Origin of the sequence: Prauserella salsuginis (genome assembly GCF_024648885.1) — a bacterium.
GTDB classification, from domain to species: Bacteria; Actinomycetota; Actinomycetes; order Mycobacteriales; family Pseudonocardiaceae; genus Prauserella; species Prauserella salsuginis.
Map to the genome: position 1 here is coordinate 38,645 of NZ_JANBBF010000011.1, position 22,592 is coordinate 61,236.

Consider the following 22,592-nt stretch of genomic DNA (forward strand, 5'->3'; position numbering starts at 1 on the left):
GCGAACCCGAACCGGCGGTGCGCGGCCGCCATCAGGGGAGTGGCCACGACCGCGAGTAGCGCGCTGATACGTGGTCGTGTTCGATGCCCGAAGGTGCCCTTCGGGCAGGCTGGGCCTACCGCATCAGCGTTCGAGGTAGGTCAGCACCGCGCGGACCCGTCGGTGCTCCTCGACGCTGTTGTCCAGGCCGAGCTTCGCGAAGATGTTGCCGATGTGTTTCTCGACCGCGCCGTGCGAGACCACCATGCGAGCGGCGATCGCGGAGTTGGACAGGCCCTGGGCCATCAGTTCGAGCACGTCGCCTTCGCGGCCGGTCAGCGAGTCGAGGGGATTGTTGCGTCCGCGCGCCATGACCTGCGAGATCACCTCGGGGTCGATCGCCGTGCCGCCCGCGGCGACGCGGCGTACGGCTTCGAGGAAGTCGGTGACGTCGGAGACGCGTTCCTTCAGCAGGTAGCCGACGCCGCCCGCGCCGCCGGAGAGCAGCTCGATCGCGTAGGTCTCCTCGACGTACTGCGACAGCACGAGCACGGGCAGGCCGGTCCGGATCTCCCGTGCCTGCAGTGCGGCCCGCAGGCCCTCGTCGGTGAACGTCGGCGGCATCCGCACGTCGACGATCGCCAGGTCGGGTTCGTGCTCGGTGACCGAAGTCAGCAGCTCCTCGCCGGAGCCGACCGCTGCCACCGTCTCGATGCCGTCGTCGGCCAGTAGCCGCTGCACACCGGCACGCAGCAGTACGGCGTCCTCCGCGATGACCACGCGCACGTCCAGACCCCCAGAGAGTTCGTTCACCAGCTGCACGGTAGTTCGGCGCGAACGACCGTCGGGCCACCGGCGGGGCTCACGACCGACACCACACCGTCGATCGTGGCTGCGCGGTCGGCGAGCCCGGCGAGTCCGCCGCCGGGGCGGATCTCCGCACCTCCGTGGCCGTCGTCGGTGACCTCGGCGATCACCGTATCGCCGTCGCGCCGGACGTCGACGCGGATGTCGGAGGCGTCGGCGTACTTGGCGGCGTTGGTGAGTGTCTCGCCGACGACGAAGTAGGTCGTGCTCTCCACCGCCGCGGGTGGACGCTGGTCGATGTCGACCGACACCGAGACCGGCACCGGTGACTTCGCCGCGAGTGCCGACAGCGCCGCGTCGAGTCCGCGGTCGCCCAGCACCGCCGGGTAGATGCCGCGCGCCAGGTCCCGGAGTTCCGACACGGCGAGTTTCGCGTCGGTATGTGCCTCGTCGAGGAGTTTCTGCAGTTCCGCGGTGTCGGGTTCGGTGCCGCCGATCTTGGCTTTGGCGCGGCCGACCGTCATGGCCACCGACACGAGGCGCTGCTGCGCGCCGTCGTGCAGGTCGCGTTCGATGCGCCTGCGTTCGTTTTCCGCGGCGTCGACCCCGCGTGCGCGCGATGCCTGCAGGCGGGTCGCCTTCGCTTCGAGCCGTTCCGCCCGCGGTGGGCCGAGCAGCGTCAGGGCGAGTTTGCCGTGCAGCCAGCCCACGCCGGGGGCGACCGTCAGCGCCAGCGGCACGATGATGGCCGACACGACGCCGAGCACGAATTCGACGATCGCGAGCGGTGTCGTGATCAGCAGGTAAGCGAGGTCACGCCAGGTCGTGGCGTCCGTCAGCTGCGCGAACCAGTTGCGGACGGGTCCGTCGCCGCGGTTGCGGATCGCATCCGGCAGCGGGGTGCGCAGCCACCGGCGCAGCGAACGCCGTTCGAAGTCGGCGAAGCGGTGGGTCAACGTCGTCGCCAGCATCAGCAGCGGGATGCCCACCCAGACGATGGTCGTCGCGATCCCGGCTACCAGCAGGACCAGCAGCACGACGAACTCGACGATGCGTACCGGCAGCGTCAGCAACTGGTACGCGATCGTCCGCCACGTGCCCGGCCACGGCTGGTCCTCGTGCATCATCGGTTCCCCTCCACCCGGCGTGCTCATCCTGCCACCGGGCGTGCCGCAGCGGGGTCCGCCGTGGTTGCGGCGCCGTCAGCGGCGGAACCGGCCGATTCCTCGGCCTCGCGCATCCGCCGTGCCGTCGGGCCCAGCAGTGCTCGCGCCAGCAGTGCGTGGCCGGCGCCCAGCCGCCGCGTAACGGCTACCGACACCCACGCCAGGAGCGCGCCCAGGGCCATCCACGGCAACGCCGTCGGCACGGAGTCGACCGTGATCCAGCGCAGGTCGTGCGACGGGAACGCGTACAGCCCCTCGGGAAGGAAGCGGTAGTACACCGGCAGCGCGATCAATCCCAGCGACACCGACCAGAACACGACGACCAGCGCGAACTCCGCTATGCCCACCGGAAGCAGCAGGATCAGGTAGACGACGTCGCGCCAGGTCTGCGCGTCGCGGGCGCGGGCCAGCCATCGGCTCCGCACCGGGCCCTGCGGCAGCGGGCGGTACGGCCGCGGCACCGCGCTGGTCAGCATGCCGCGCACGCGCGCCCGTTCGAGGTCGGCCAGTCCACGGGTGCCCGCGAGCAGCAGCATCAGGACCGGAATGCCCACCCACACGAGTGCCGTCGGTGCGCCCACGCTCGCCGTCGTCACCACGAACACGAACCCGACGATCCCCAGCGGGAGGCTGAGCAGCAAGAATGGCAGCGCACCGCCCAGTCGGGGAAGCTGTGTCCGCTCCATGACCGGTCTCTCTTCCTCTTCGCGTCGAGGGGGCGCCCTCGTTGACGACCTCAGTCTCTCCGGGAAGGGGATGCGGCCACCATGGAGCACACGGGTCGATGCACGGTGGGGACAGCCCCACCGTCGGCGCGGGCACCGGCCGGGGAATTATCTGCTTGCCACGGGCGTTATGCTGGTCGGAAGCGAGTGATCCACACCGATCCCGTCAAGGGGGTGAACGGTTTCGACTCTGGACGTTGATCCAGCGGGAAGCGTGCCGGTGCAGGCAACGACCACCGAAAGCGTCGTCGCAACTAAATATAAGCGCCAAGACTAATAGTCAGCGCGACTTCGCCCTCGCCGCCTGAGCGAGTGCGAGTCTGTCGGCCCGGGTAAGCCTTCGACCCGGTTTGCCGGCATCAGCTAGAAGGCTCACCTCCGGCCCCGGCCACGGGGACCGGTAGGGACACCAACAGTGGCTGGGCCCGTCACACCGGCTAGTTCGCGTGACCGGTGGGGTCGAGCAGAGGCACAGCGAACTGCGCACGGAGAAGCCCTGGAGAGGCGGCAGAGGACCCGGGTTCGATTCCCGGCACCTCCACAGATGGAAGGCTCGTGCTCGTGGAGAGCACGAGCCTTTTCTGTGTCGTCGATTGAATCTGGGGGCCGAGCCCCCAGACCCACGGTGCGTGCTCCCGCAGACCCGGCATGGTCACGACGGGAGCGGACCGGCGTCGGCTCGGGGTGTCATGACGTCGCCCCGAGTGTCACTCGATGGCCGGTGAGTGCTCGCGGAGAGCGCTCGCCGGTTTCTCGTTCCGGGGGTTGATTGCGGGGGCCGACCCCCGGAACCCCATCGTGGTGGGTTTCGTGTTGCGGGCCCGTTCCTGCACCAGCTACGCGTGGGAGCCCGTGTCGGCCTACGGCGCGGCCTTGTCGTTGCGCCGCCCGCGCCGGGCCGAGTCCCGGTACCCCCACGGTGCGGGCTCCTGCCGCGATCCGGGGTGGTGGTCGGGTTGTACTGGGACCAATCCGCTTGATCTGTCGCGGTACTGGCGTGGTGTGCCTCCCACATTGAACGTTACGTCTGCTGGATGACGTGGAGCTGCCTGAACGGCTCCTGAAGGCCGTGGCCGGTGGCCTCCTCACCCGCGATGTGGATGTTGTAGAAGATCGCCTGGTTGAGCAGGCGTCGTTGTTCGTTGCACCGCCGGTACAGCTCCTTCGCAGCGTTCGAGTAGCTTCAGGTTTCACCAGCGCGGCTACTCCGTCGAGGCCATGGTCTCCGGTAGCCACAACACGATCTCCGGCAACGCGATCAGCAGCGCGGCCACGGCGACGACCGCGAGCACGAACGGCAACGCGCCCCAGAAGACCTCCGCCGTGGGGCGGCGTGCCGTGCGAGCCACCACGAAGACGTTCAGTCCCAGCGGTGGACTCACGAGCCCGATCTCGGCGAGCAGCACGATCAGCACGCCGAACCAGATGGGGTCGTAGCCGAGCTCGGTGACCAACGGGAGCACCACGGGAACGGTGAGTGCCAGAATCGCGATCTGGTCGAGGAAGAACCCGAGGATCACGTAGCACAGGAACAGGATGATCACGACGACGATCGGCGCGACGTCGAGCGAGGCCACCCAACTCACCACCGTCGGCGTCACCCGCGTCGAGGTGATGAAGTAGCCGAGGATGTGGGCACCGAGAATGATCATAAGGATCATCACGCTGGAACTGATGGTCTCGGTGACGGCGTGTTTGATCGTGGCCCAGTTCGCCCGTTTCCTGGCGGCCAGTAGCGCGAAACCGCCAACCGCACCCAGTGCGGCAGCTTCGGTCGGTGTCGCGACTCCGAAGTAGACGGTTCCGGTGACGAGCGCGAACAGCAGCAGGACCGGGCCCGCCGATCGGAGGTTGCGCAGCTTGTCGGCCCAGGCGTGCCGCTGGCCCGCGGGTGCGGACGACGGATTGATCTTGATGAGCACGACCAACGTCGCGACGAGCGCCAGCGTGACCAGCGCGCCGGGCAGGAAGCCGGCGACGAGGACCTGTCCGACGCTCTCCTCCGCGATGACCGCGTAGAACACCAGGATGATGCTGGGCGGTACGAGCGCGGCCAGCGTGCCGACGACCGCGACGAGGCCGGTGGAGATCCTGGGGCTGTAGCCCGAGTCGATCATCTTCGTGGTCGAGGTGTGTGCGAGCGTAGCCGCGGCGGCGGTGCTCGAGCCGGAGACCGCAGCGAACATCGCCCCCGCCCCGGCCGCCGCGATACCCGCTCCACCACGGATCCGGCCGACCCATACCTGCGTGGCGCGGAAGAGGTCGTCCATGACACCGCTGGCCACGACGAACTGTGCCATGAGGATGAACAAGGGGATGGGCGACAGCGAGTACGACGACACCGCGGCCGCGGGCGCCGACTGCAGCACGCCCAGCACGTCGGAGAGTCCACCGTGGACGAACAGCCCGAACGCGCCCGCTATGGCGATGGCGAAGCCGACCGGAACCCTGATGAGCAGCAGGGTCAGCATCACCACGATCACGATGAGCACGGACATCAGGCGTTCCCCTCCGTCTCGTCCCCGGCGCCGCGCCGGTGCCCGGTGAACACGTCCCAGAGCAGTCGCACGGTCAGCAGCGCGGCCCCTATCGGCACGAGCACGTGCCACGTCCACGTCGGGATGCTGAGCTCGGCCCCGCCGGGCGGCGGGATGTCGTGGGCACGCCAGGCGTGGCCGGTCGACAGCATTCCTGCCCAGAGCAACAGCACGGAGAACCCGAGCATCAGCACGCGCGCCACCAGTGTCATCGCGGTCTGCACCTTCGCGGGGCACCGTTGGTAGACGGCGTCGATAGTGACGTGCGCACCCGCTCGCACCGTGTAGGCCAGCGCGAGGAAGAAGAAGCCGGGAAGCAGGTAGTCCTGGATGAAGCTGAAGCTCCAGCCCAGTGGTGCTCCGACGAAGTAGCGCATGCCGGTCTCGAACACCATCAGCAGCGTCATCGCCATCAGCACGGAGCCCGCCAGGACGAGCCCCGCGCGTTCGATCGCCGAAACGGCGCGCAGAACGACGGGTGCGCGCCGTGCCGCGCCGGAAGGCGATTCGGGCCGGGTATTCGTGTCAGTCGTCATGGCTGTCTCGTTCCGCTCGGCGGAGCTCGTCCTTGAGTTCACGCAGCGCGGCCTTGCCGGACCGGTCGATCTCGGCCATGTCCGCCGCCCAGCGCCGGTGGATCGGCGCGGTCGCCTTGTCCCAGGCATCCCGCTCGGAGCCGGAGATGCGATGCAGTTTCACTCCGGCGTCGCGCATCGTCTGCCTGCCCTCGGCATTGCCCTCCTGCAACGCGGTGCACAGGCTTCGCGTGGCCTGCTCGCCCGCGCGCCGGAGTACGTCGCGCAGGTCCGGTGGTAGCTCGTCCCACACGCTGTCGCTGATGCTGTAGGTCATGGTGAAGCTGCCCAGCCGGGCGCCCACCGTGGCGTTGCCGGTGACCTCCTCGAGGTGATATGGCTCGGCGCTGACCGGGCCGAGCACGGTCCCGTCGACCGTGCCGCGTGAGATCGCCTCGTACATGTCGGTGGCAGGCATGCCGACCGGTGCGGCGCCGAACCCCTCGACCGCGCGGTCGATCGTGCCGCCCGACGAACGCAGTTGCAGGCCGCGCAGATCGGAGGGCACCCGCACGGCGCGCGAACCCGTGAGTACCTCGTAGTCGGGGATCATGCCGACCACGAGCGGGCGCAGGCCCTTGGGTTCGAAGTCCTCGCGGTAAAGCAGCCCGTCCTCGGACATCAGGTGTGCCACCGCCAGCGAACCGGTGCACGAGTCCTCGACGAGCCCGGGCAGGTCGGCGACGCCGGAGAGTGGAAGCTCGGCGGGCACGTACGCGGGCGCGACCGAGGCCAGGTCCACGACACCCGACCGGATCAGCGACGGGAGGTCGGCCGCGTCGCCCATCTGCTCGGCGGGGAAGTAGTCGAACCGGATCCTGCCACCGGATAGCTCGGACGCCTTGTCCATGAGCACGCTGGCGCCTGCGTCGGCGAACGGGTGGCCGTCCGGGTAGGAGTCGGCGACCGTCAGCGTGTAGACGCCGCCTGACTCGACGCTCGGGACAGGCGGGGCACAAGCGCTTGCCAGGACGAGTATCCCGAGCGATGCCGCCAGCTTTCGGACGCACCGGTGAGGTGACTGCCGCATTGCATCACCGTTTCTAAATACGAATGGCTATGCTGATATGCCACCGTATGGAGTGATGTGGCGCACTGTCAACGGCAATCGACCGCCGAATGCGGCCCGGTCAGGAGAGGCGCGCGGCCACCGCGCGAGTGGCCTCGACCAGTGCTTCGGCGATCTCCGGCAGGCGCTCCGCAATGCGGGTCGTCGGCCCGGCGACCGCGATCGCGGCGAGTGTGCGGCCGTGTACGACGACCGGCCTTGCCGTGGCACTGACGTCGGGTAGCGTCTCGCCGCGGTTGATCGCGACACCCTCGGTGCGAACGCGTTCGAGCTCCGTGCGCGCCTCGTCGAGCCTTGCCGGATCGACGATGATCGAGTTCAGGTAGGCGTCGCGTTTGCGTGGCGACCGTGCGGCAAGCAGTACTTTGCCCGCGCTCGGCGGAAACAGGGGCCGGCGGTGCCGCAACGGTGCCGAGTAACGGATCAGCTGCCGCGACTCGGCGGCGGCGATGTAGACGACCGAGTCGCCGACGCCGGTGCCGAGCATGGCCGTCTCGTCGAAGGCGTCACGCAGTTCCTCGAGGGTCGGGCGTGCGGCGTCGGCGAGGTTGGGACGCTCGGCGGTGAGCAGGTTGCCCAGTGCGGGTCCGAGGTGGAACCCGCCGTCGTCCTCGACGAGGTAGCCGGTCGATACCAGGCCCTTCACGAGGCCGAAAACCGATGACTTCGGCGCGTCCAAAGCGGACGCCAGTGTGCCAAGCCGGATCCCGGGTTGCTCCGCGGCCAGTTCGAGGATGGCAGTCACCCTGCTGACCGTGCGGTGGGATTTCGCGGCCGATTCGGTCATGTCCACTCCCGTGCGTTCGTATGTACGAACGGTACCCATCGAGTTCGCGGTTGACAGGTTGGGGTTGCGCTACATATGTTCAGATATAAGAATCAGAAGTCCTATATAGGGATGAATTCGTGCATTTCGAGCTGACTGACGACCAGCGCCGCCTGCGCGAGGCCGCACGCGACCTCGCCGCCGCGTTCACCGACGAGTACTGGGCCGATTGCGATGTGAACGGCGAGTTCCCGTGGGAGTTCTACCGAGCCTTCGCCGACGGGGGCTGGCTCGGCATCGCCATCCCCGAGGCCTACGGCGGCGGAGGGCTCGGCCTGCTCGAGGCGTCGCTGCTGATGGAGGAGATCGCCGCGTCCGGGGCGGGGATGAACGGGTGCAGCACGATGCACCTTTCCATCTTCGGACTCAACACGATCGTCAAACACGGCAGCGCACGACTGCGCGAGGAGATACTGCCGCGCGCCGCCGACGGCAGCCTGCACGTGTGCTTCGGCGTCACCGAACCCGATGCGGGGACCGACACCACCCGCATCGGCACGTTCGCCCGTAGAGACGGTGACGACTACGTGATCAGCGGCCGCAAGGTCTGGATCACCAAGGCCGGTCAATCGCAGAAGATGGTGCTGATAGCCAGGACCACACCGCGCGCCGACGTCGTCAAACCGACCGACGGCATGTCACTGTTCCTGATCGACATCGATTCCGACGCCGTCGAGCTGAAGCCGATCCCGAAGCTCGGGCGCAACGCCGTCGCGTCGTACGAGGTCTTCATCGACAATCTGCGTGTACCGGCGTCGGCACGGGTCGGCGAGGAGGGCAAGGGCTTCGCCTACTTGCTCGACGGGTTGAACCCCGAGCGGATCCTGCTGGCCCACGAGGCACTCGGCATCGGCAGGGCCTCGCTGGCCCGCGCGGTGCGCTACGCGAACGAACGCGTCGTCTTCGACCGTCCCATCGGCCGCAACCAGGGTGTCGCGTTTCCATTGGCCGAGGCCGTGACCAGACTCGACGCGGCCGAGCTGATGGCACGCAACGCCGCGTGGCGCTACGACAACGGGCTTTCGTGCGGGCGGGAGGCGAACATGGCGAAGTACCTGTGCGCCGACGCCGGGTTCGCCGCCGCTGACCAGGCGATCCAGACGCACGGCGGCATGGGGTACGCGCGCGAGTACCACGTGGAGCGGTACTTCCGGGAGTCCCGCATCCTCCGGCTTGCCCCGGTCAGCCAGGAGATGGTGCTCAATTATGTTTCCACGAAGGTTCTCGGCCTACCGAAGTCCTATTGAGGGGAGATCGATGCCGACCTCCGACGGAGCCCTCGCTGGGGTCAGGGTTGTCGACCTGTCGCGGGTGCTTGCCGGGCCGTTGTGCACGCAGATGCTGGCCGATCACGGCGCTGAGGTGATCAAGGTGGAGCCACCTGCCGGCGACGAGACCCGCGGGTGGGGGCCGCCGTTCCTGGGCGACGGCACCAGCGCCTACTTCAACGGGCTCAACCGCAACAAGCGCAACATCGTGCTGGACCTTGGTGCGCCCGAGGGTCAGGCGACCCTGGGTCGGCTGCTCGAGGATGCGGACGTACTGGTCGAGAACTTCAAAGCCGGGACGCTCGCCAAGTGGGGCTTCGACGACGGCCACCTGCGCCGTGTTTACCCACGTCTCGTCCACAGCAGGATCACCGGGTTCGGCGTGGACGGGCCGCGCGGCTCGGCTCCCGGATACGACGCCATCCTCCAGGCCTATGCGGGGCTCATGAGCATCAACGGTGAGGCCGACGGCCCCGCGCTCCGTATCGGAGTGCCCATTGTGGACATGGTGACCGGCATGCTGTCGTTCTCGGGGATCATGCTCGCGCTCCACGAGCGGCACCGTTCGGGTCGGGGTCAGCTGGTCGACAACACGTTGCTCGACACCGCGGTGACCCTGCTGCACCCGCACTCCGCAACGTGGCTGGCGAACGGGCAGGTGCCGGAACGCACCGGCTCCGCGCATCCCACGATCGCTCCCTACGACACGTTCGCCACGTGCGACGGGCCACTGTTCCTCGGGGTCGGCAACGACCGCCAGTTCCGAGACCTCATGGACGTACTCGGCAAGCCGGAGCTCGCGGACGACCCGCGGTTCGTCACCAACCCCGACCGCGTGATCAACAGGGCGGAGCTGGGCGCCATCGTCGGGGCCCTGCTGGCCGAGCACGAGCGCGAGGCCCTCGGCGCGCGACTGCTGGAACGCGGCGTGCCGTCGTCACCGGTGCACGACGTCGGCGAGACACTCACTGACCCGCAGGTGCTCCATCGCGACATGGTCGTGTCCGACGGCGATTACCGCGGCATTGGTATCCCGATCAAGCTCACGCGCACGCCGGGCAGTGTCCGCACACCGCCGAGGCCGATGGGTGCCGACACAGCCGACGTGCTGCGCGAACTGGACGGCTCGTGAACGCCTACCCGCGTCGTCAGCGAACCGGATGTGTACCCCGTGCTCGCCGGTGTCCCACACACGGTTGAGCCGGTGCAGGTGCACATCGCAGCGCGATGGGCTGATCACTCCTCCTTGCGGGGTCCGTCACCCGCGCCAGCCTCCATGACCTCGGCACGCAGCATCGAGCAGGGCCAGGTGAGGCGGGCCAGGTGCGGCCGGTGGTGGTGCGGTGCCCCGGTTGTTGAGTACGCGGGCGACGGCCTTGGACCCGGCCGGTCTCGGGTGCAGAGGCGGCAGATCAACCGCACGATCGCTGCTTCGGTCTCGTGCGGTGCGAGATGGTGGGTCTCGGACCAGCGACTGGGCCGGGTGCATCGCCGGGCTGAGGTTCGTAGGCCGGCTTCAGTCTGCTGGGCGTGCCTCGGGCCTGCCGCGTCCGGATTGGAACGTGCGGCGGTAGGCGTCCGGAGAGGTGCCGACCCGCCGGTTGAAATGTCGGCGGAGCGTGGCTGCCGTGCCGAGCCCCACCTGCGCTGCGATGTCGTCCACGCTGTCGTGGACCGTTTCCAGCAATTCTTGGGCACGCCGGATGCGTTGCGTCAGCAGCCATTGCAACGGACTCGTACCGGTGACGGCGAGGAACTGGCGGCTGAGCTGGCGTGGGCTCAGGCCCGCCTCACGGGCGAGGTCGGTGACGGTCAGCGGTTGGTCCACGCGCTCGATCGCCCAATCCAGCAGGCCGTTGAGGCTGTGACCGTTGCCGGAGGACAACGGTGTGGTGACGAACTGTGCCTGCCCACCGTCACGATGGGGCGGTACGACCAGTCGTCTGGCCGCGCTGTTGGCCGCTGCGGCGCCGTAGTCCGTGCGGACCATGTGCAGGCACACGTCGATTCCGGCCGCTTGTCCAGCCGAGGTGAGCACATCGCCGTCGTCGACGTAGAGCACGTCGGCATCGACGTCGATCCCCGGGTACTGCTGCGCAAGTGCCTCGGCGTACGACCAGTGCGTGGTGGCACGTCGCCCGTCGAGCAGTCCCGCGGCGGCGAGCACGAAGGCGCCCGTGCATATCGACGCCACTCGGGCGCCGCGTTCGTGTGCGGTCCGCACGGCGTGCACCAACTCGGGCGGCGGAGTCACGACGGCGTCATCGCAGGCAGGGACGATCACGGTGTTCGCAGCTGCCAGTTCGGTGAGCCCGCGTGGGCTGTCCACACGGAACCAGGCGCCGACCCGGGCACCCGGTGTGGAACACACGGTCAGGTCGTACCAGCTGTATGCGGCCTCCGGTCTGGGAGAGCCGAAGATCGCGCAGGGGATCGAGAGCTCGAACAAGGACATGTTGTCGGTGATTCCGAGCGCGACAGTCCTCATGTCTTGAATTGTACGTATGTTGTCATTTCAGACACTCGTCGTCCTCGCGGCTGTGGCCGAGCATGATCGTCATGACGAGACGAGCACCGAGCGCGGACACGTCGCACCACACGAGCGACCAGCACGCCGGCTCCCGAAGCAACGATTGGCTGCCCATCGGCCTCGGCGTGGCCGCCGTCGGCTGGGGTGCGAATCAGTTCGCACCGTTACTGCTGATGTACCGGTCGGAATTGGCGGTGTCGGCAGCGACCGTCCAGGCTGCGTACGGCATCTACGCGCTCGGCCTGGTTCCGGGACTGTTGCTGGGCGGCCCGTTGTCCGACCGCCACGGCCGTCGACGGGTGATGGTCACTGCGTTGATCACATCGATGGCCGGGAGTCTGCTGCTGATCGTCGGTGGACAGGCGCTGGTGGGGTTGTTCGCGGGGAGATTGGTTGCCGGAGTGGCCAGTGGTGCGGCGTTCAGCGCGGGTACCGCCTGGATCAAGGAACTGTCCGCGGGCACGGCTTCGGATCCCGGCCCCGGCGCTCGGCGCGCGACGGTGGCGATGACGGCGGGTTTCGCCGGAGGCCCACTCGTCGCGGGGCTCGTGGCACAGGTTGCCCCGGTTCCGACCGCTTCTGCCTACGTGCCCCATATCGCGCTGATCATCGTTGCCATTCCGTTCACGGTGCGCGCGACGGAGACCCGTACACCGAACCCGGACGTCGCGCTGTGGAGTCCGCTGCGACTCCCCGCGAGGTCGGCACGGCGCTTTCGCAGGGTCGCATTGCCGCTCGCGCCGTGGGTGTTCGGCGCCTCCTCGATCGGGCTTGCCTACTTGCCCGGATCGGCCGCCGACCGCATGGGGAATGCGGTGCTGCTGTTCAGCGCCATGGTGACCGCGGCGACGATGATCTCCGGCATTCTCGTACAGCCGCTGGCCCGCAGGGTCCAGCACCCGACCAAGCCGAGCTCGATCACGACAGCGTTGGCAATCGTGGTGGCCGGCCTGCTGCGGGGGGCGCTGTCGGGTGCCCACCCGTTGCTCGTCGGCGCATCAGCTCTGGTGCTCGGTGCTGGGTACGGCTGCTGTCTCGTAGCCGGTTTGACGGAGGTTCACCGGTTGGCTGGATCGCACAACCTGGCCAGCCTGACCGCGGTGTTCCAAGCGGTTGCCTATACCGGCTTCTGCGTCCCCTATCTGCTGGCCGTCTTCGAGTCCGCGCTGTCCCCGGCGGTGCTGCTCTGTGTCACCGCGGTCCTCGCCGGGTTCACGCTGGCCTGGACCGTGCGTGAAGCGGTGCGGAACCCGCCGGACGACCCCGCGTCCGGCGTGCCGGCCGACGGTGCGCGGAAACGTGTTTGACGCGGCTCGCAGGGCTGCCGACCGGCACCTCGCGGTTCCTGCGCCGTCACACTGTCTCTTCCGGCGGGGACGTCGTCTCCGTCTGTCGCTTCCGCGTCCGGTCCCGGCCGCGTCGCGCTCGTAGACGCCGCAGGCCCCGAACCCGACTCGCGGTCAGCTCTCACCAGCCAGGCGGGCCAGGGTGTCGGCGACCGGCTCCTCCCGAGCGTCGTGGTGTCCGGTTCCTGCCCAGAGATGGATCAGCCCGGTGTCGCCGGCGCTGGAGGCGGCCTTACGCAGCGGGCTGGTGAGGTGGTGCACGGCGGGATAGGCGCAGGGGGCGATCGGCTCGTACCGATCCGTGAAGCGGTTCCGCAGCGCCCGTGCGGGGCGCCCGGTGAAGGCGCGGGTGACGACGGTCGCGTCGAAGTCGGGATCGACCAGTGCGGCCTTGTGCGGCGCGGACGTTCCGCTCTCATGGGTACGCAGCAGCGAGGTGCCGACGGTGACCGCCTCGGCGCCGGCGCCGACCGCGGCGGCGACGTCGGCGGGCCGGCTGATTCCTCCTGCGCCGATCAGCGGAAGGCGGGTGTCGGCACGAACGTCCCGGAGCAGGCGCGGCAACGGAACCTCGGGTGGCGTCCGCGTCGGGGTGAACGTGCCGGAATGGCCGCCTGCGGCCGAGGACTGGACGATGAGGGCGTCCACCCCGGCCTCCTCGGCGAGTCGTGCCTCGGGCGCCGAAGTCACGGTCTGCACCACCATGCTCCCGGCCGCGCGCAAGGCGGCGACGACGTCGCCGTGTGGCAGGCCGAAGGTCAGCGACACGACCGGTACCGGATCGGCGAGCAACAGGTCGATCTTGGCCGCCCAGTGGTCGTCGTCCTCGACGGGAGTGTCCGGAAGGTGCACGCCGTAGCGGTCGGCCTCGGACAGGAGCGTGTCACGATACGCGCGATAGTCCTCTTCGGACGCCGGAACGGGATTGGGTGCGAAGAGGTTGACGCCGAACGGCACTCCGTCACCGCGGACGGCGGCGATCTGCTCGGCCAGCGCCGCCGGTGTCTTGTAGCCGCCTGCGAGGAATCCCATCGATCCCGCATGCCCGGCTGCGGCGACGAGGTTCGGCGCGGTCGGGCCGCCCGCCATGGGGGCGGCGAGGACGGGAAGGCTGATGCCGAGGTCGGTGAGCACGAAACTGTCCTTTCGGGAGCGGCGGCCGGCGGGTAGATCAGGCCGTGGTGAGCGGTCGGGGAGGCGGACTCGGATCGCGGCCGCGGCGCCGACGCTAGGTGGCCCTGCCTGTGTTGTGAAATGCGTGTCGAGCCGGTTATATGCCGCTCGGGCATAGATGCTGGTGAGGCTCCGGTCGTGGCGCCGTAGCAATACCGAGCAGGTCCGGGCCCGAACGGGAACCGCGGCCGGGTGCAGGGACGGCACCGTCCGGCTCGACGCCAGCGGGACGCTTCCGGAGCCGCGGGTGCGTCGGGCCGGTCGGATCGGCCGGGGTGCACTCCTGGTCCTCGGTGGTCACCACGGGCCGGTTGACGGCGACGGTTCCTGGTCGTCTACGGAAAGACATGCCCCTCGAACGAATCGTGGCGACCGGCGAGATCGAGAGCGCCGAGACCGAGGACGCCGAGACGGACGACGCGGAGACCGAGGACGCGGAGACCGAGGACGCGGAGACCGAGGACGCGGAGACCGAGGACGCGGAGACCGAGGACGCGGAGACGGATTCCGCCGAGTCGGCGGAATCCGAGAACGACGCCGGCTCGTCCTCCGAGACCGGCGGCTACAGCGAGGGCTTCGGCAGTGAGATCGACGGCGATGAGATCGACGGCGGTGGAGTCAGCGACAGCTCGTCCGGCTCCGATTCCGGTGCCGACCCCGCCGGTGGCGGCTACGGAGGTGACTTCGGTGGCGAGGTCGACGGAGGCGGGGTCAGCAGCGCGGGCTCCGACAGCGGCGGCTACGGACGCGGAGCTGCCGACGGCGGCGCATCCTCAGGCGGCTCCCCGTCCGGCAGCGGCGGTGGATACGGAGGTGGCGGCTTCGGTGGCAGTGTCGGTGCCTTCTGAGTGCGAGGCCGCTGACACCACGGGCACGCGGTGGCCGCGCCGGGATGCGACCGCGGGCGAGCTCGGTGCCGCCTTCCCCGTCGCCTGCGGCAACGGTCATGCCGCAGGCCGAGGTCGGCGCAGTGAGAGCGCCGGCTAGGGGATCTCCTGCCTCCGCCAGGTCGCGAGGAACGCCAGCGCCGCGGCGACGGAGCCGAACGAGGCGAGCGAGTGCGCCGACAGGTAGACGACCCACGCGTTCTCCTGCACGGTCGCGTCGAGGCCCTCCCGGGCCAGCGGCACGGCGATCAGGAACACGCCCATGCCCAGCAGCAGCACCCCGAACAGGGCGGTGCACGCCACGAGCACCACGCGCGGGATCCGCCGGGGGCCGTCGTGACGGCGCACCGCGCCGCGCCGGACGAGCCACCACGACACGAGGCAGGCCACGGCCAGTGCGATCGCATCGGCGGCGAGAGTGTCGGAGAGCCGGTGCCATTTGGCGGTGACGGTGTAGGCGCCGATTCCCACGGCCCACGACAGCACCAGGAACAGCGCCACCCCGCGCCACCGGTAGGGCACGACGATCAGCACGGCGAACAGCACCGTCATCGCGATCGTGGTGTGACCGCTCGGCAGGCTGTTGTCGACGTACGGACCCGTCACCTCGACCAGCTCCGGACGCGGCAGGATGTAGCGCTTCAGGGCCTGCGTGACGACCTGTCCCGCCACGATCACGCCCACCCCCGCGATCGCCAGGTCGAGGCGGCGGCGCAGCAGGCCGATCAATGCCACGACGGCAACGGCGGCGGCCAGCGAGTACATCGTGATCTCGTCGAGGGCGTTGTCTGCGGCCGCCTGTTCCTGCGCACCGACTTCGTCGGCACCGCGCAGGGCCGCGTTCTCCAACGTCTGCCCGAGCGCGGTCTGTACCGCGGCCACGTAGACGCCGACGGCCACGATCGCGCTCACCGCGGCGACGATCGGCCAGCGTCGCCACGGCGTCCCGGCCGGATCCGCACGCGTCTCGCTGTCGTTCATCGCAGGATTAGAGCACACGGCGTAGTGTTGCTCGGCCGATCGGCGTTGTTCCGTCGTCGCGGGTCGGCGCGGCCGTGCGGTCACCGAATGCGCGGCCACGCTGGCACAGCCGTGCCATACTCGCCGCGTGACTGCACCCATGCACCTGCCGAAGTTCTTCGTCCGCCAGCGGATCACCATGATGGTCAATCGCTACGAGATCCGCGGCGTCGGCCAGGACGGCGGCGAAGGTGAGCTGATCGCGTTCGCGCAGCAGAAGCGGATGAAGCTGCGCGAGGAGATCATTTTCTACTCGGACGAGACGCGCAGCCGCCAGGTGTTCTCGTTCAAGGCCAGGCAGAAACTCGACGTGCACGCCGAACACGACGTGTACGACGAGCACGGACGGGCGCTCGGCGGGTTCAACAAGGAGTTCGGCAAGAGCCTGCTGCGTTCGACGTGGCAGCTGTACGGTCCGGGCTACTCCGCGAAGGGTCAGGAGCGCAGCAAGTTCATCGCCGTTCTCCGCCGGATCTGGACGGTGATCCCGTACCTCGGCGATGTCTGGGTGCCGTTCCTGTTCCACTTCGACTTCGCCGACAACGAGACCGGACAGCCGGTGATGACCAGTCAGAAGGGTGTCGCGATCCGCGACAAGTACACCGTCACCGTGCCCGACCCCCGCATCGACTTCCGGGTGGCCGCCAGCATGGCCGTCGCACTGGACGCGCTGCAGTCACGGTGATGTCAGTGCGGGTGCTCGCCGAGCAGGCCGCCGGCGACCAGGTTCGCCAGGTCGCGGGCGGTGCGCGCCTGGCTGTCGGTGGTCACCGGCTGAGGTCTGCCGAGCCGGTGCGCGAGCGGTAGTTGCACCAGGCCGGCGACCGGGCTGATGACGGCGAAGAAGAGCACGTCCAGGGGGACCGTCGGCATGCGCCCCGCCGCCATGAGCCGTTCGACGGCGGGCACCAGTGGTTCGAGTGTCGGTGCCACGTACCTGTCGTACAGGTAGTCAAGGCGTTCGGACTCGCGGCCGAACTCGTCGGCCAATAATCGGGCGAGCAGCGGAGCTTCGACGGCGGACTGGTAGAAGTGGACGATCACTGCGCGGATCATCTCGGCGTCGTCGATGTCGGCGTCGAGCAGTTCCCGGCGTTCCAGCTGGTCGTCCGCCAGCAGCGCGTCCACGACGGCCCGCCAGAAGTTCGCTTTGGACCCGAAGCGGTCGTGGATGAAGTTGTGGCTGACGCCGAGGCGTTTGGCGAGCTCTCGCGCGGTGGTGCGCTCGTAGCCGAGTTCGGCGAACGTCTCCATTCCCCGCCGGAGGATTTCCGTCTCGCGTGGGACGGGCCGTGCCGACGCTCCGGGCCGTCCGGGGCCCCGCGGCTCGCCCGTGTTCGACTCCGCTGCCGCCATGTGGTCGTTCTCCTCGTGCATGCGTCTCCGGCCGGGTGTCACACGTCAGGGAGGTCCGCACACCGCTAACTTGACACTTGTCAGATTATCACTAATCTGACAAGTGTCAGTCAAGTTCGGGTTGCGGAGGGCGACGATGGCACGGACCGCGCCGGATATCCTGGTTCCGGATCTCACCGGGAAACGTGCGGTGATCACCGGGGCGAGCGACGGTGTCGGACTCTGTCTGGCGACCCGGTTCGCCGCGGCGGGGGCGGAGGTCGTCATGCCGGTCCGCAACCCGAGCAAAGGGGAGGCCGCGGTGGCCCAGATCCGTCGCAGCCACCCCGAGGCCGACGTGTCGCTTCATCAGCTCGATCTGTCGTCATTGGACTCGGTGGCCGCGTTGGCGGACCGGCTGACGGCGGAGGGGCGGCCGATTCATTTCCTCGTCAACAACGCCGGAGTGATGACGCCTCCGGATCGGAAGGTCACAGTGGACGGTTTCGAGCTGCAGTTCGGCACCAACCACCTCGGACACTTCGCGCTCGTGGCTCGCTTGCTTCCGCTGCTGCGATCGGGTGGTGCGCGCGTGACTTCCCAGATCAGCGTCGCCGCCGATCAGTACGCCGTCAACTGGGACGATCTGCAGTGGCAGCGGCGGTACCACGGCAATCGCGCCTACAGTCAGTCGAAGATCGCCGTCGGGTTGTTCGGACTCGAGCTCGACCGGCGCAGCCGTGCCGGCGGCTGGGGCATCACGAGCAACCTCTCCCATCCCGGGGTGGCGGCCACGAATCTGCTCACCGCCCGTGCCGAGGTCGGCCGCGACAGGCCCACCCCACGGGCTCGGTTCATTCATGCCCTCGCTGCGCGGGGCGTCATGTTCGGGACGCCGGACACAGCCATGCAGCCCGCGCTATACGCCGCGACGTCGCCCGACGCCGAGGGTGGTCGGCTCTACGGGCCCAGCGGCTTCAACCACTTCGCCGGTCCGCCTGCGGAGCAGAGGCTGTACTCGCGCCTGCGCAACGCCGATCATGCCCGGCGAATCTGGGGTGTTTCCGAGGAATTGGCGGACGTCCGGTTCCCGGCTGTGCACCAGGTGTGAGGCGCGGCGTTCCGCGCGACCTCACGGGTTCCGGCCGGCGTCACGGGTTGCAGTGGGAATCACGGGTTTCAGCGGACATCACGGGTTTGAGCGGACAGAGTGGCGCAGGTGATCGACGTAGTCGTCGACGGCGGTGACCAACTCGCGGTCGTCGGCCAGGTCGGTGTCGATGGCCGACAGGACCCGCCGGGCACCGTCATCGGCCCGGGCCAGGGCGACGAGTTCGTCGGCGCGCGGGTCGGCGACCTCCCGGTCCCGCAGGTGGATCAGCCACCCGGCCAGTGCCGCGATCGCCGGTTCCGGCAGCCGCTGCCGCGACCGTTCGGCGCGCAGCACCGGCAGGATCCGAGCGGGGATTTTCTGCGAGCCACCCACGGCGATGTGCAGCAGATGATGGCGGATGCCGCGGGAGGAGAATCGCCGCAGCAGCCGCTCCCGGTAGTCGACCAGGTCCTCGGCGGGCAGCGACGCGTGCCGTGCCGCGGTGTCCCACCACGATTCGGTCAGTGCGGCCAGTACGGGATGCCGCACGGCCTCGTCGACGGTGGCGCAGCCCAGCGCGGGGCCGGTGTAGGCCAGCAGCGTGTGCGCACCGTTGAGGAACCACAGTTTCCGCTGTTCGTACGCGGCCAGGTCGCCGACGAACCGGGCTCCCGCGTTCTCCCACGCGGGCCTGCCGGCGGGGAACTCCCCGGCCAGCAACCACTCGCTGAACGGCTCGGTCACCACGGGGGCGTGGTCGTCGAACCCGGTCAGCCGCGCCGCTGTGACGGCGTCGTCCGCTGTGGTGGCGGGGGTGATGCGGTCGACGACGGTGTCGACGAACGACACGTGGTCCTCGAGCCAGCAGCGGAAACCGGAGTCCTCGCCCTCGGCGGCGTTGCGCACCGCGTCCCGCAGTACGCTCCCGTTGCCGGGCAGGTTGTCGCAGGGGACGAGCGCGATCGGGAGGCCGCCCGCACGGTGACGGCCACGCAGCCCGGCAAGCACCCGGCCGATCGCACTCCCGTCCTCGTTGCCGGCGGCCCGGTAGCCGGCCTCGGTGATCGTCAGCGTCAGCAGTGCGACGTCGGGCGAGGCCAGGTCGGCGAGCCACCGGTCGGTGTCGCCGCCGGGGTGGGCACGGCTGATCGAATCGACGATCCGGGTCTGGGGCTCCCCGTCGCCGCGCACCTGCAGCGTGTACAGCCCGTCCTGCTCGGTGAGCCTGCGCGGCAGCTCGGCGTTGCGGAACGTGTACGCCGCGACACCCCAGTCCGGGTCGGCCATCGTGTACACGGCCTGATGGGCCCGGTGGAAGGCGCCCAGTCCCAGGTGGACGGCGCGGACCGGGGCCGGCGGGCGCGCACCGGCGGAGGCGCGCGTGAGCCGGGGCGTCGGCGTCGAAATCGGGTTCGGCGTCGGCATCAGAGTCGGAACGCGGCGCGGGGCTGGCGGTCGTGGAGGTCGTGTATCACCTGCGCGGCGTCGTCCTCACCGATCAGATGCTCGGCGACCAGACCGGACAGGTGGGCGGCGTCGACCCGGCGGGCGGTGTCGTGGCGGGCCGGGATGGAGCAGAACCCGCGGGTGTCGTCGATGAACCCGGCGTTGCGGTAGAACCCGGCCGTCTCGGTGACCGCGTCGCGGAACCGGTGCATCGCGCGGGGAGCGTCGAGGAACCACCACGGCGCGCCGAGATACACCGAAGGGTAGAACCCGGCCAGCGGTGCGAGTTCGCGGGAGAAGACGGTCTCGTCGAGGGTGAACACGACCGTCTGGAACCGAGGGTTCGTGCCGAACCGCTCCAGCATCGGCTGCAGCGCCCGCGTGAACTCGGCCTGGAGCGGGATGTCGTGGCCGGTGTCGGGCCCGAAGCGGCGCAACGTCTCCGGGTGGTGGTTACGCCTGCTGCCGGTGTGCAGCGCCATGACCATGCCGTCCTCACTGGACATCCGCGCCATCTCGCCGAGCAGCTGCTGGGACAGCAACCGGGCGTCGTCGTCGCTGCCGGTGCCGGAGCGGACGCGGTGGAACAGCCGCTGCGCCTCGTCGGCGTCGAGGAACGCCGTACGGGCGTCGGGTGCGCTGTGATCGGTGGCCGTGGCGCCGTGGGCGCGGAAGTACTCCCTGCGATTCTCGAGTGCCCGGACGAGGCCGTCGTAGTCGCCGGTGTCGACGCCGCTCGCGGCGGCGAGAGCATCGAGCGCTGCCGGCCAGTCCGGTTTGGTCGCATCGAGGTAGCGGTCGGGGCGGAAGGTGGGCACCACGCGGCCGGACCACGTCGGATCCTCGGCCAGGGCGCGGTGGTGGGCCAGGTCGTCGGCCGGATCGTCGGTGGTGGCCAGCGCTTCGATGGCGAACGCGTCGTACAGCGCACGCGGCCGGAACTCGGGCAGGCTCAGCCGCTCGGTGAGCTCGTCGAAGAGCTCATCGGCAGTCTCGGCCGAGGGCTGCACCGTCACCCCGAGCACGTCGTGCAGCTGCGCCTCCAGCCACTGCCGTGACGCGGTGCCCAGGAACAGCTGCCAGTGTTCGCAGAAGGCCCGCCACACCTCGCGCGGTGCGGCCTGCTCGGCTCCGTCGCGGTCGCGCAGGCCGACCTGGTTCATGGTCACGCCGTGGGCGTGCAGCAGCCGCGTCACGTAGTGGTCCGGGGTGACCAGCAGCGACGCCGGGTCGGTGAACGCCTCGTTCTCGGCGAGCAGGCGGGCCTCGATGTGGCCGTGCGGGCTGATCACCGGCAGGTCGCGGACGCGCTCGTAGAGCCGTCGTGCGATGGCGCGCTGCGCGGGCTCCGGCGGCAGCAGCCGGTCCGGATGTGGAGCCAGCGGCGTCCGCCCACCGCGTGAGACGTCGCGTGGCGCGGTCGCCGAGCCCAGATTCCGGGGCGCGTGGCCGGACCGGGGTGCCGGACCTGATTCGGATGCGGAAGTGTCTGCCGTGCCGCCGTGCATGCGGGCAGCCTCGCCGCCGCGCGCAGCACATGCAACTTGTTGCCGTCAGTTGTCATCGTGAGCTCACGCCGTCACGGGCGCCGTGTCACCGGGCCGCATGTCAGCGAGTGGCGTCGGTGCCGTGTCCTCGATGGCGCGTGTCGTCGAGTGGCGCCGTGTCACCGGGCCGTGTCGTCGGCCGGCGGGGGAGCGGTGGACCCACGGGTCACGAGGTGTGCGTCGAACTGCGTCGACTCCGGCTTGGTGTGGTGGGCGAGCTGTGCGTGCAGGACGTCCACGGCAGCTCTGCCGAGCCGTTCGGTCGGCCCGGAGATCGTGGTCAGTGCGGGCACGGTGAGGTCGGCGCCGAAGATGTCGTCGCATCCGACGAGGCTGAAATCCGTGGGCACGTTGACCCCGGCGGCCTGCAGCCGTTGCAGGGTGCCGATCGCGATCATGTCGTTGTAGGCGATCGCTGCAGTGGCGCGGTGCAGCATCAGCGCGTCGGCGGCTTCGTGACCGCCCTGCCGGTTCGGCGGGTGGGGCCCGAGGAACGCCGCGTCGAGGCCGAGCGTGGCCGACTCCTCGCGCAGTGCCTGCCAGCGCGCACCGTTGATCCACGAGTTGCGCGGACCGGACAGGTACGCGATGCGGCGATGACCGATGGCGGCCAGGTGGCGGACGGCTTTGCGCATGCCGCCCGCGGTGTCGACGACGAGGCTGGGGATGCCGTCGATCTCGCGGTTGACGATCGCGAGCGGGCGGTGCTGGGCGAGCTGTCGGATGACGTCGTCGGACAGTCGCGAGGTGGCCAGGATCGCGCCGCTGGTGGTCGCCAGCAGTTGCCGCAGGTTGCTGACCTCGACCCGGGGTGACTCGTCGCTGTCGGTCAGGGCGAGCGTGTAGTCGCCCGCCAGTGCCTGGGCCTGGGCGGCCTTGATCAGCGGTGCGTAGTACGGGTTGGCGATGTCGGTGACGACCAGCGTCATCGTCCGCGCCCGTCCTGGCGCCTCCGCGCGGGCGAGGGGGCGCGGCACGTAGCCGATCTCGTCGGCGGCGGCCTGCACCTTCTCGCGGGTGGCGGGGTTGACCCGACTGGGGTGGGAGAAGGTGCGGGACACGGTCGACGCCGCGACCCCGCAGTGCCGGGCCACGTCGTAGATCGTCGGCCTGGGCGCGGTCACTGCTGGTACCTCCGCGACGGTCGAGCCTGGCGGCAACAAATGGCAACTGATTGTCAGTCTACGGGGTCGCTCTTACGTTGAACCGATCGCGAGCCCCCGGTCACGCTCGCCGGCCGTGTGCGCACGGCGGGCCCGGCGG

Annotated in this window: 20 protein-coding genes and 1 other RNA gene; 7 read left to right on the top strand and 14 right to left on the bottom strand. The window is 69.4% G+C overall.

Annotation, left to right across the window (positions count from 1 at the left end; translation table 11 throughout):
• Positions 1-123: 123 nt before the first annotated feature.
• The 3 genes from LY40_RS15175 to LY40_RS15185 are packed head-to-tail and all read right to left on the bottom strand — an operon-like array spanning position 124 to position 2,638.
• Complete coding sequence (locus LY40_RS15175; protein WP_183784883.1) at positions 124-765, bottom strand: response regulator; 642 nt, start codon at positions 763-765, stop codon at positions 124-126.
• A 23-nt stretch (positions 766-788) separates the two neighbouring features.
• A complete protein-coding gene (locus LY40_RS15180) occupies positions 789-1,910 on the bottom strand; it encodes a sensor histidine kinase (RefSeq protein ID WP_372497708.1) in 1,122 nt (373 codons plus the stop codon).
• A gap of 26 nt (positions 1,911-1,936) precedes the next feature.
• On the bottom strand, positions 1,937-2,638 hold the full coding sequence (locus LY40_RS15185; protein WP_258937242.1) for a sensor domain-containing protein: 702 nt from the start codon (positions 2,636-2,638) through the stop codon (positions 1,937-1,939).
• 209 nt (positions 2,639-2,847) lie between these two features.
• Between LY40_RS15185 and ssrA the strand changes: the two genes are divergently transcribed.
• Positions 2,848-3,221, top strand: a transfer-messenger RNA (tmRNA) gene (gene ssrA, locus LY40_RS15190).
• 658 nt (positions 3,222-3,879) lie between these two features.
• Here the strand turns inward: ssrA and LY40_RS15195 are convergent.
• The 4 genes from LY40_RS15195 to LY40_RS15210 form a co-directional block, all read right to left on the bottom strand.
• On the bottom strand, positions 3,880-5,175 hold the full coding sequence (locus LY40_RS15195; RefSeq protein ID WP_183778995.1) for a TRAP transporter large permease: 1,296 nt from the start codon (positions 5,173-5,175) through the stop codon (positions 3,880-3,882).
• Positions 5,175-5,750: a TRAP transporter small permease gene (locus LY40_RS15200; protein ID WP_183778993.1), complete on the bottom strand. Its 576-nt coding sequence runs from the start codon at positions 5,748-5,750 to the stop codon at positions 5,175-5,177. The genes LY40_RS15195 and LY40_RS15200 overlap by 1 nt, the downstream gene beginning before the upstream one ends.
• Positions 5,740-6,819, bottom strand: coding sequence for a TRAP transporter substrate-binding protein (locus tag LY40_RS15205; protein WP_258937243.1), 1,080 nt, complete (start codon positions 6,817-6,819; stop codon positions 5,740-5,742). The genes LY40_RS15200 and LY40_RS15205 overlap by 11 nt, the downstream gene beginning before the upstream one ends.
• Positions 6,820-6,919: 100 nt before the next feature.
• Positions 6,920-7,645, bottom strand: a complete 726-nt coding sequence (locus LY40_RS15210; RefSeq protein WP_183778990.1) for an IclR family transcriptional regulator — start codon at positions 7,643-7,645, stop codon at positions 6,920-6,922.
• Between the two features lie 119 nt (positions 7,646-7,764).
• Between LY40_RS15210 and LY40_RS15215 the strand changes: the two genes are divergently transcribed.
• Positions 7,765-8,931, top strand: coding sequence for an acyl-CoA dehydrogenase family protein (locus LY40_RS15215; RefSeq protein WP_183778987.1), 1,167 nt, complete (start codon positions 7,765-7,767; stop codon positions 8,929-8,931).
• 10 nt (positions 8,932-8,941) lie between these two features.
• Positions 8,942-10,084 (top strand): CaiB/BaiF CoA transferase family protein, encoded by a 1,143-nt coding sequence (locus LY40_RS15220; protein WP_221212631.1) that lies wholly within the window; start codon positions 8,942-8,944, stop codon positions 10,082-10,084.
• A gap of 384 nt (positions 10,085-10,468) precedes the next feature.
• Here the strand turns inward: LY40_RS15220 and LY40_RS15225 are convergent, their stop codons facing one another.
• Entirely contained in the window at positions 10,469-11,440 is a 972-nt protein-coding gene (locus LY40_RS15225) for a helix-turn-helix domain-containing protein (protein WP_183778982.1), read from the bottom strand.
• Between the two features lie 71 nt (positions 11,441-11,511).
• On the opposite strand from LY40_RS15225, the gene LY40_RS15230 reads away from it, so the two are divergent.
• The gene (locus tag LY40_RS15230) at positions 11,512-12,789 is read left to right on the top strand and encodes an MFS transporter (RefSeq protein ID WP_258937244.1); all 1,278 of its coding nucleotides are present in this window, start codon (positions 11,512-11,514) and stop codon (positions 12,787-12,789) included.
• Positions 12,790-12,942: 153 nt separating this feature from the next.
• Here the strand turns inward: LY40_RS15230 and LY40_RS15235 are convergent, their stop codons facing one another.
• Entirely contained in the window at positions 12,943-13,962 is a 1,020-nt protein-coding gene (locus LY40_RS15235; protein WP_258937245.1) for a nitronate monooxygenase, read from the bottom strand.
• Between the two features lie 386 nt (positions 13,963-14,348).
• Here LY40_RS15235 and LY40_RS15240 point away from each other — a divergent pair, with 386 nt between their 5' ends.
• Positions 14,349-14,849: a hypothetical protein gene (locus LY40_RS15240; RefSeq protein WP_258937246.1), complete on the top strand. Its 501-nt coding sequence runs from the start codon at positions 14,349-14,351 to the stop codon at positions 14,847-14,849.
• Between the two features lie 135 nt (positions 14,850-14,984).
• Here LY40_RS15240 and LY40_RS15245 read toward each other — a convergent pair whose 3' ends face one another.
• Entirely contained in the window at positions 14,985-15,869 is an 885-nt protein-coding gene (locus tag LY40_RS15245) for a phosphatase PAP2 family protein (RefSeq protein ID WP_183778980.1), read from the bottom strand.
• A gap of 127 nt (positions 15,870-15,996) precedes the next feature.
• Between LY40_RS15245 and LY40_RS15250 the strand changes: the two genes are divergently transcribed.
• Complete coding sequence (locus LY40_RS15250; protein WP_258937247.1) at positions 15,997-16,593, top strand: LURP-one-related family protein; 597 nt, start codon at positions 15,997-15,999, stop codon at positions 16,591-16,593.
• A 2-nt stretch (positions 16,594-16,595) separates the two neighbouring features.
• Here the strand turns inward: LY40_RS15250 and LY40_RS15255 are convergent, their stop codons facing one another.
• Complete coding sequence (locus LY40_RS15255; protein ID WP_258937248.1) at positions 16,596-17,264, bottom strand: TetR/AcrR family transcriptional regulator; 669 nt, start codon at positions 17,262-17,264, stop codon at positions 16,596-16,598.
• A gap of 136 nt (positions 17,265-17,400) precedes the next feature.
• On the opposite strand from LY40_RS15255, the gene LY40_RS15260 reads away from it, so the two are divergent.
• Positions 17,401-18,354 carry an SDR family oxidoreductase gene (locus LY40_RS15260; protein WP_258937249.1) on the top strand — a complete coding sequence of 318 codons (954 nt, stop codon included), beginning with the start codon at positions 17,401-17,403 and terminating at the stop codon, positions 18,352-18,354.
• 78 nt (positions 18,355-18,432) lie between these two features.
• Here LY40_RS15260 and LY40_RS15265 read toward each other — a convergent pair whose 3' ends face one another.
• The 3 genes from LY40_RS15265 to LY40_RS15275 all read right to left on the bottom strand — a co-directional run bounded on the left by LY40_RS15265 (position 18,433) and on the right by LY40_RS15275 (position 22,453).
• Positions 18,433-19,761 carry a mannitol dehydrogenase family protein gene (locus LY40_RS15265; RefSeq protein WP_258937250.1) on the bottom strand — a complete coding sequence of 443 codons (1,329 nt, stop codon included), beginning with the start codon at positions 19,759-19,761 and terminating at the stop codon, positions 18,433-18,435.
• Positions 19,761-21,290 (bottom strand): glucuronate isomerase, encoded by a 1,530-nt coding sequence (gene uxaC, locus LY40_RS15270; RefSeq protein ID WP_183778974.1) that lies wholly within the window; start codon positions 21,288-21,290, stop codon positions 19,761-19,763. Before uxaC ends, LY40_RS15265 begins: the two co-directional genes overlap by 1 nt.
• Positions 21,291-21,448: 158 nt before the next feature.
• The gene (locus tag LY40_RS15275; protein ID WP_183778972.1) at positions 21,449-22,453 is read right to left on the bottom strand and encodes a LacI family DNA-binding transcriptional regulator; all 1,005 of its coding nucleotides are present in this window, start codon (positions 22,451-22,453) and stop codon (positions 21,449-21,451) included.
• Between the last annotated feature and the right edge of the window lie 139 nt (positions 22,454-22,592).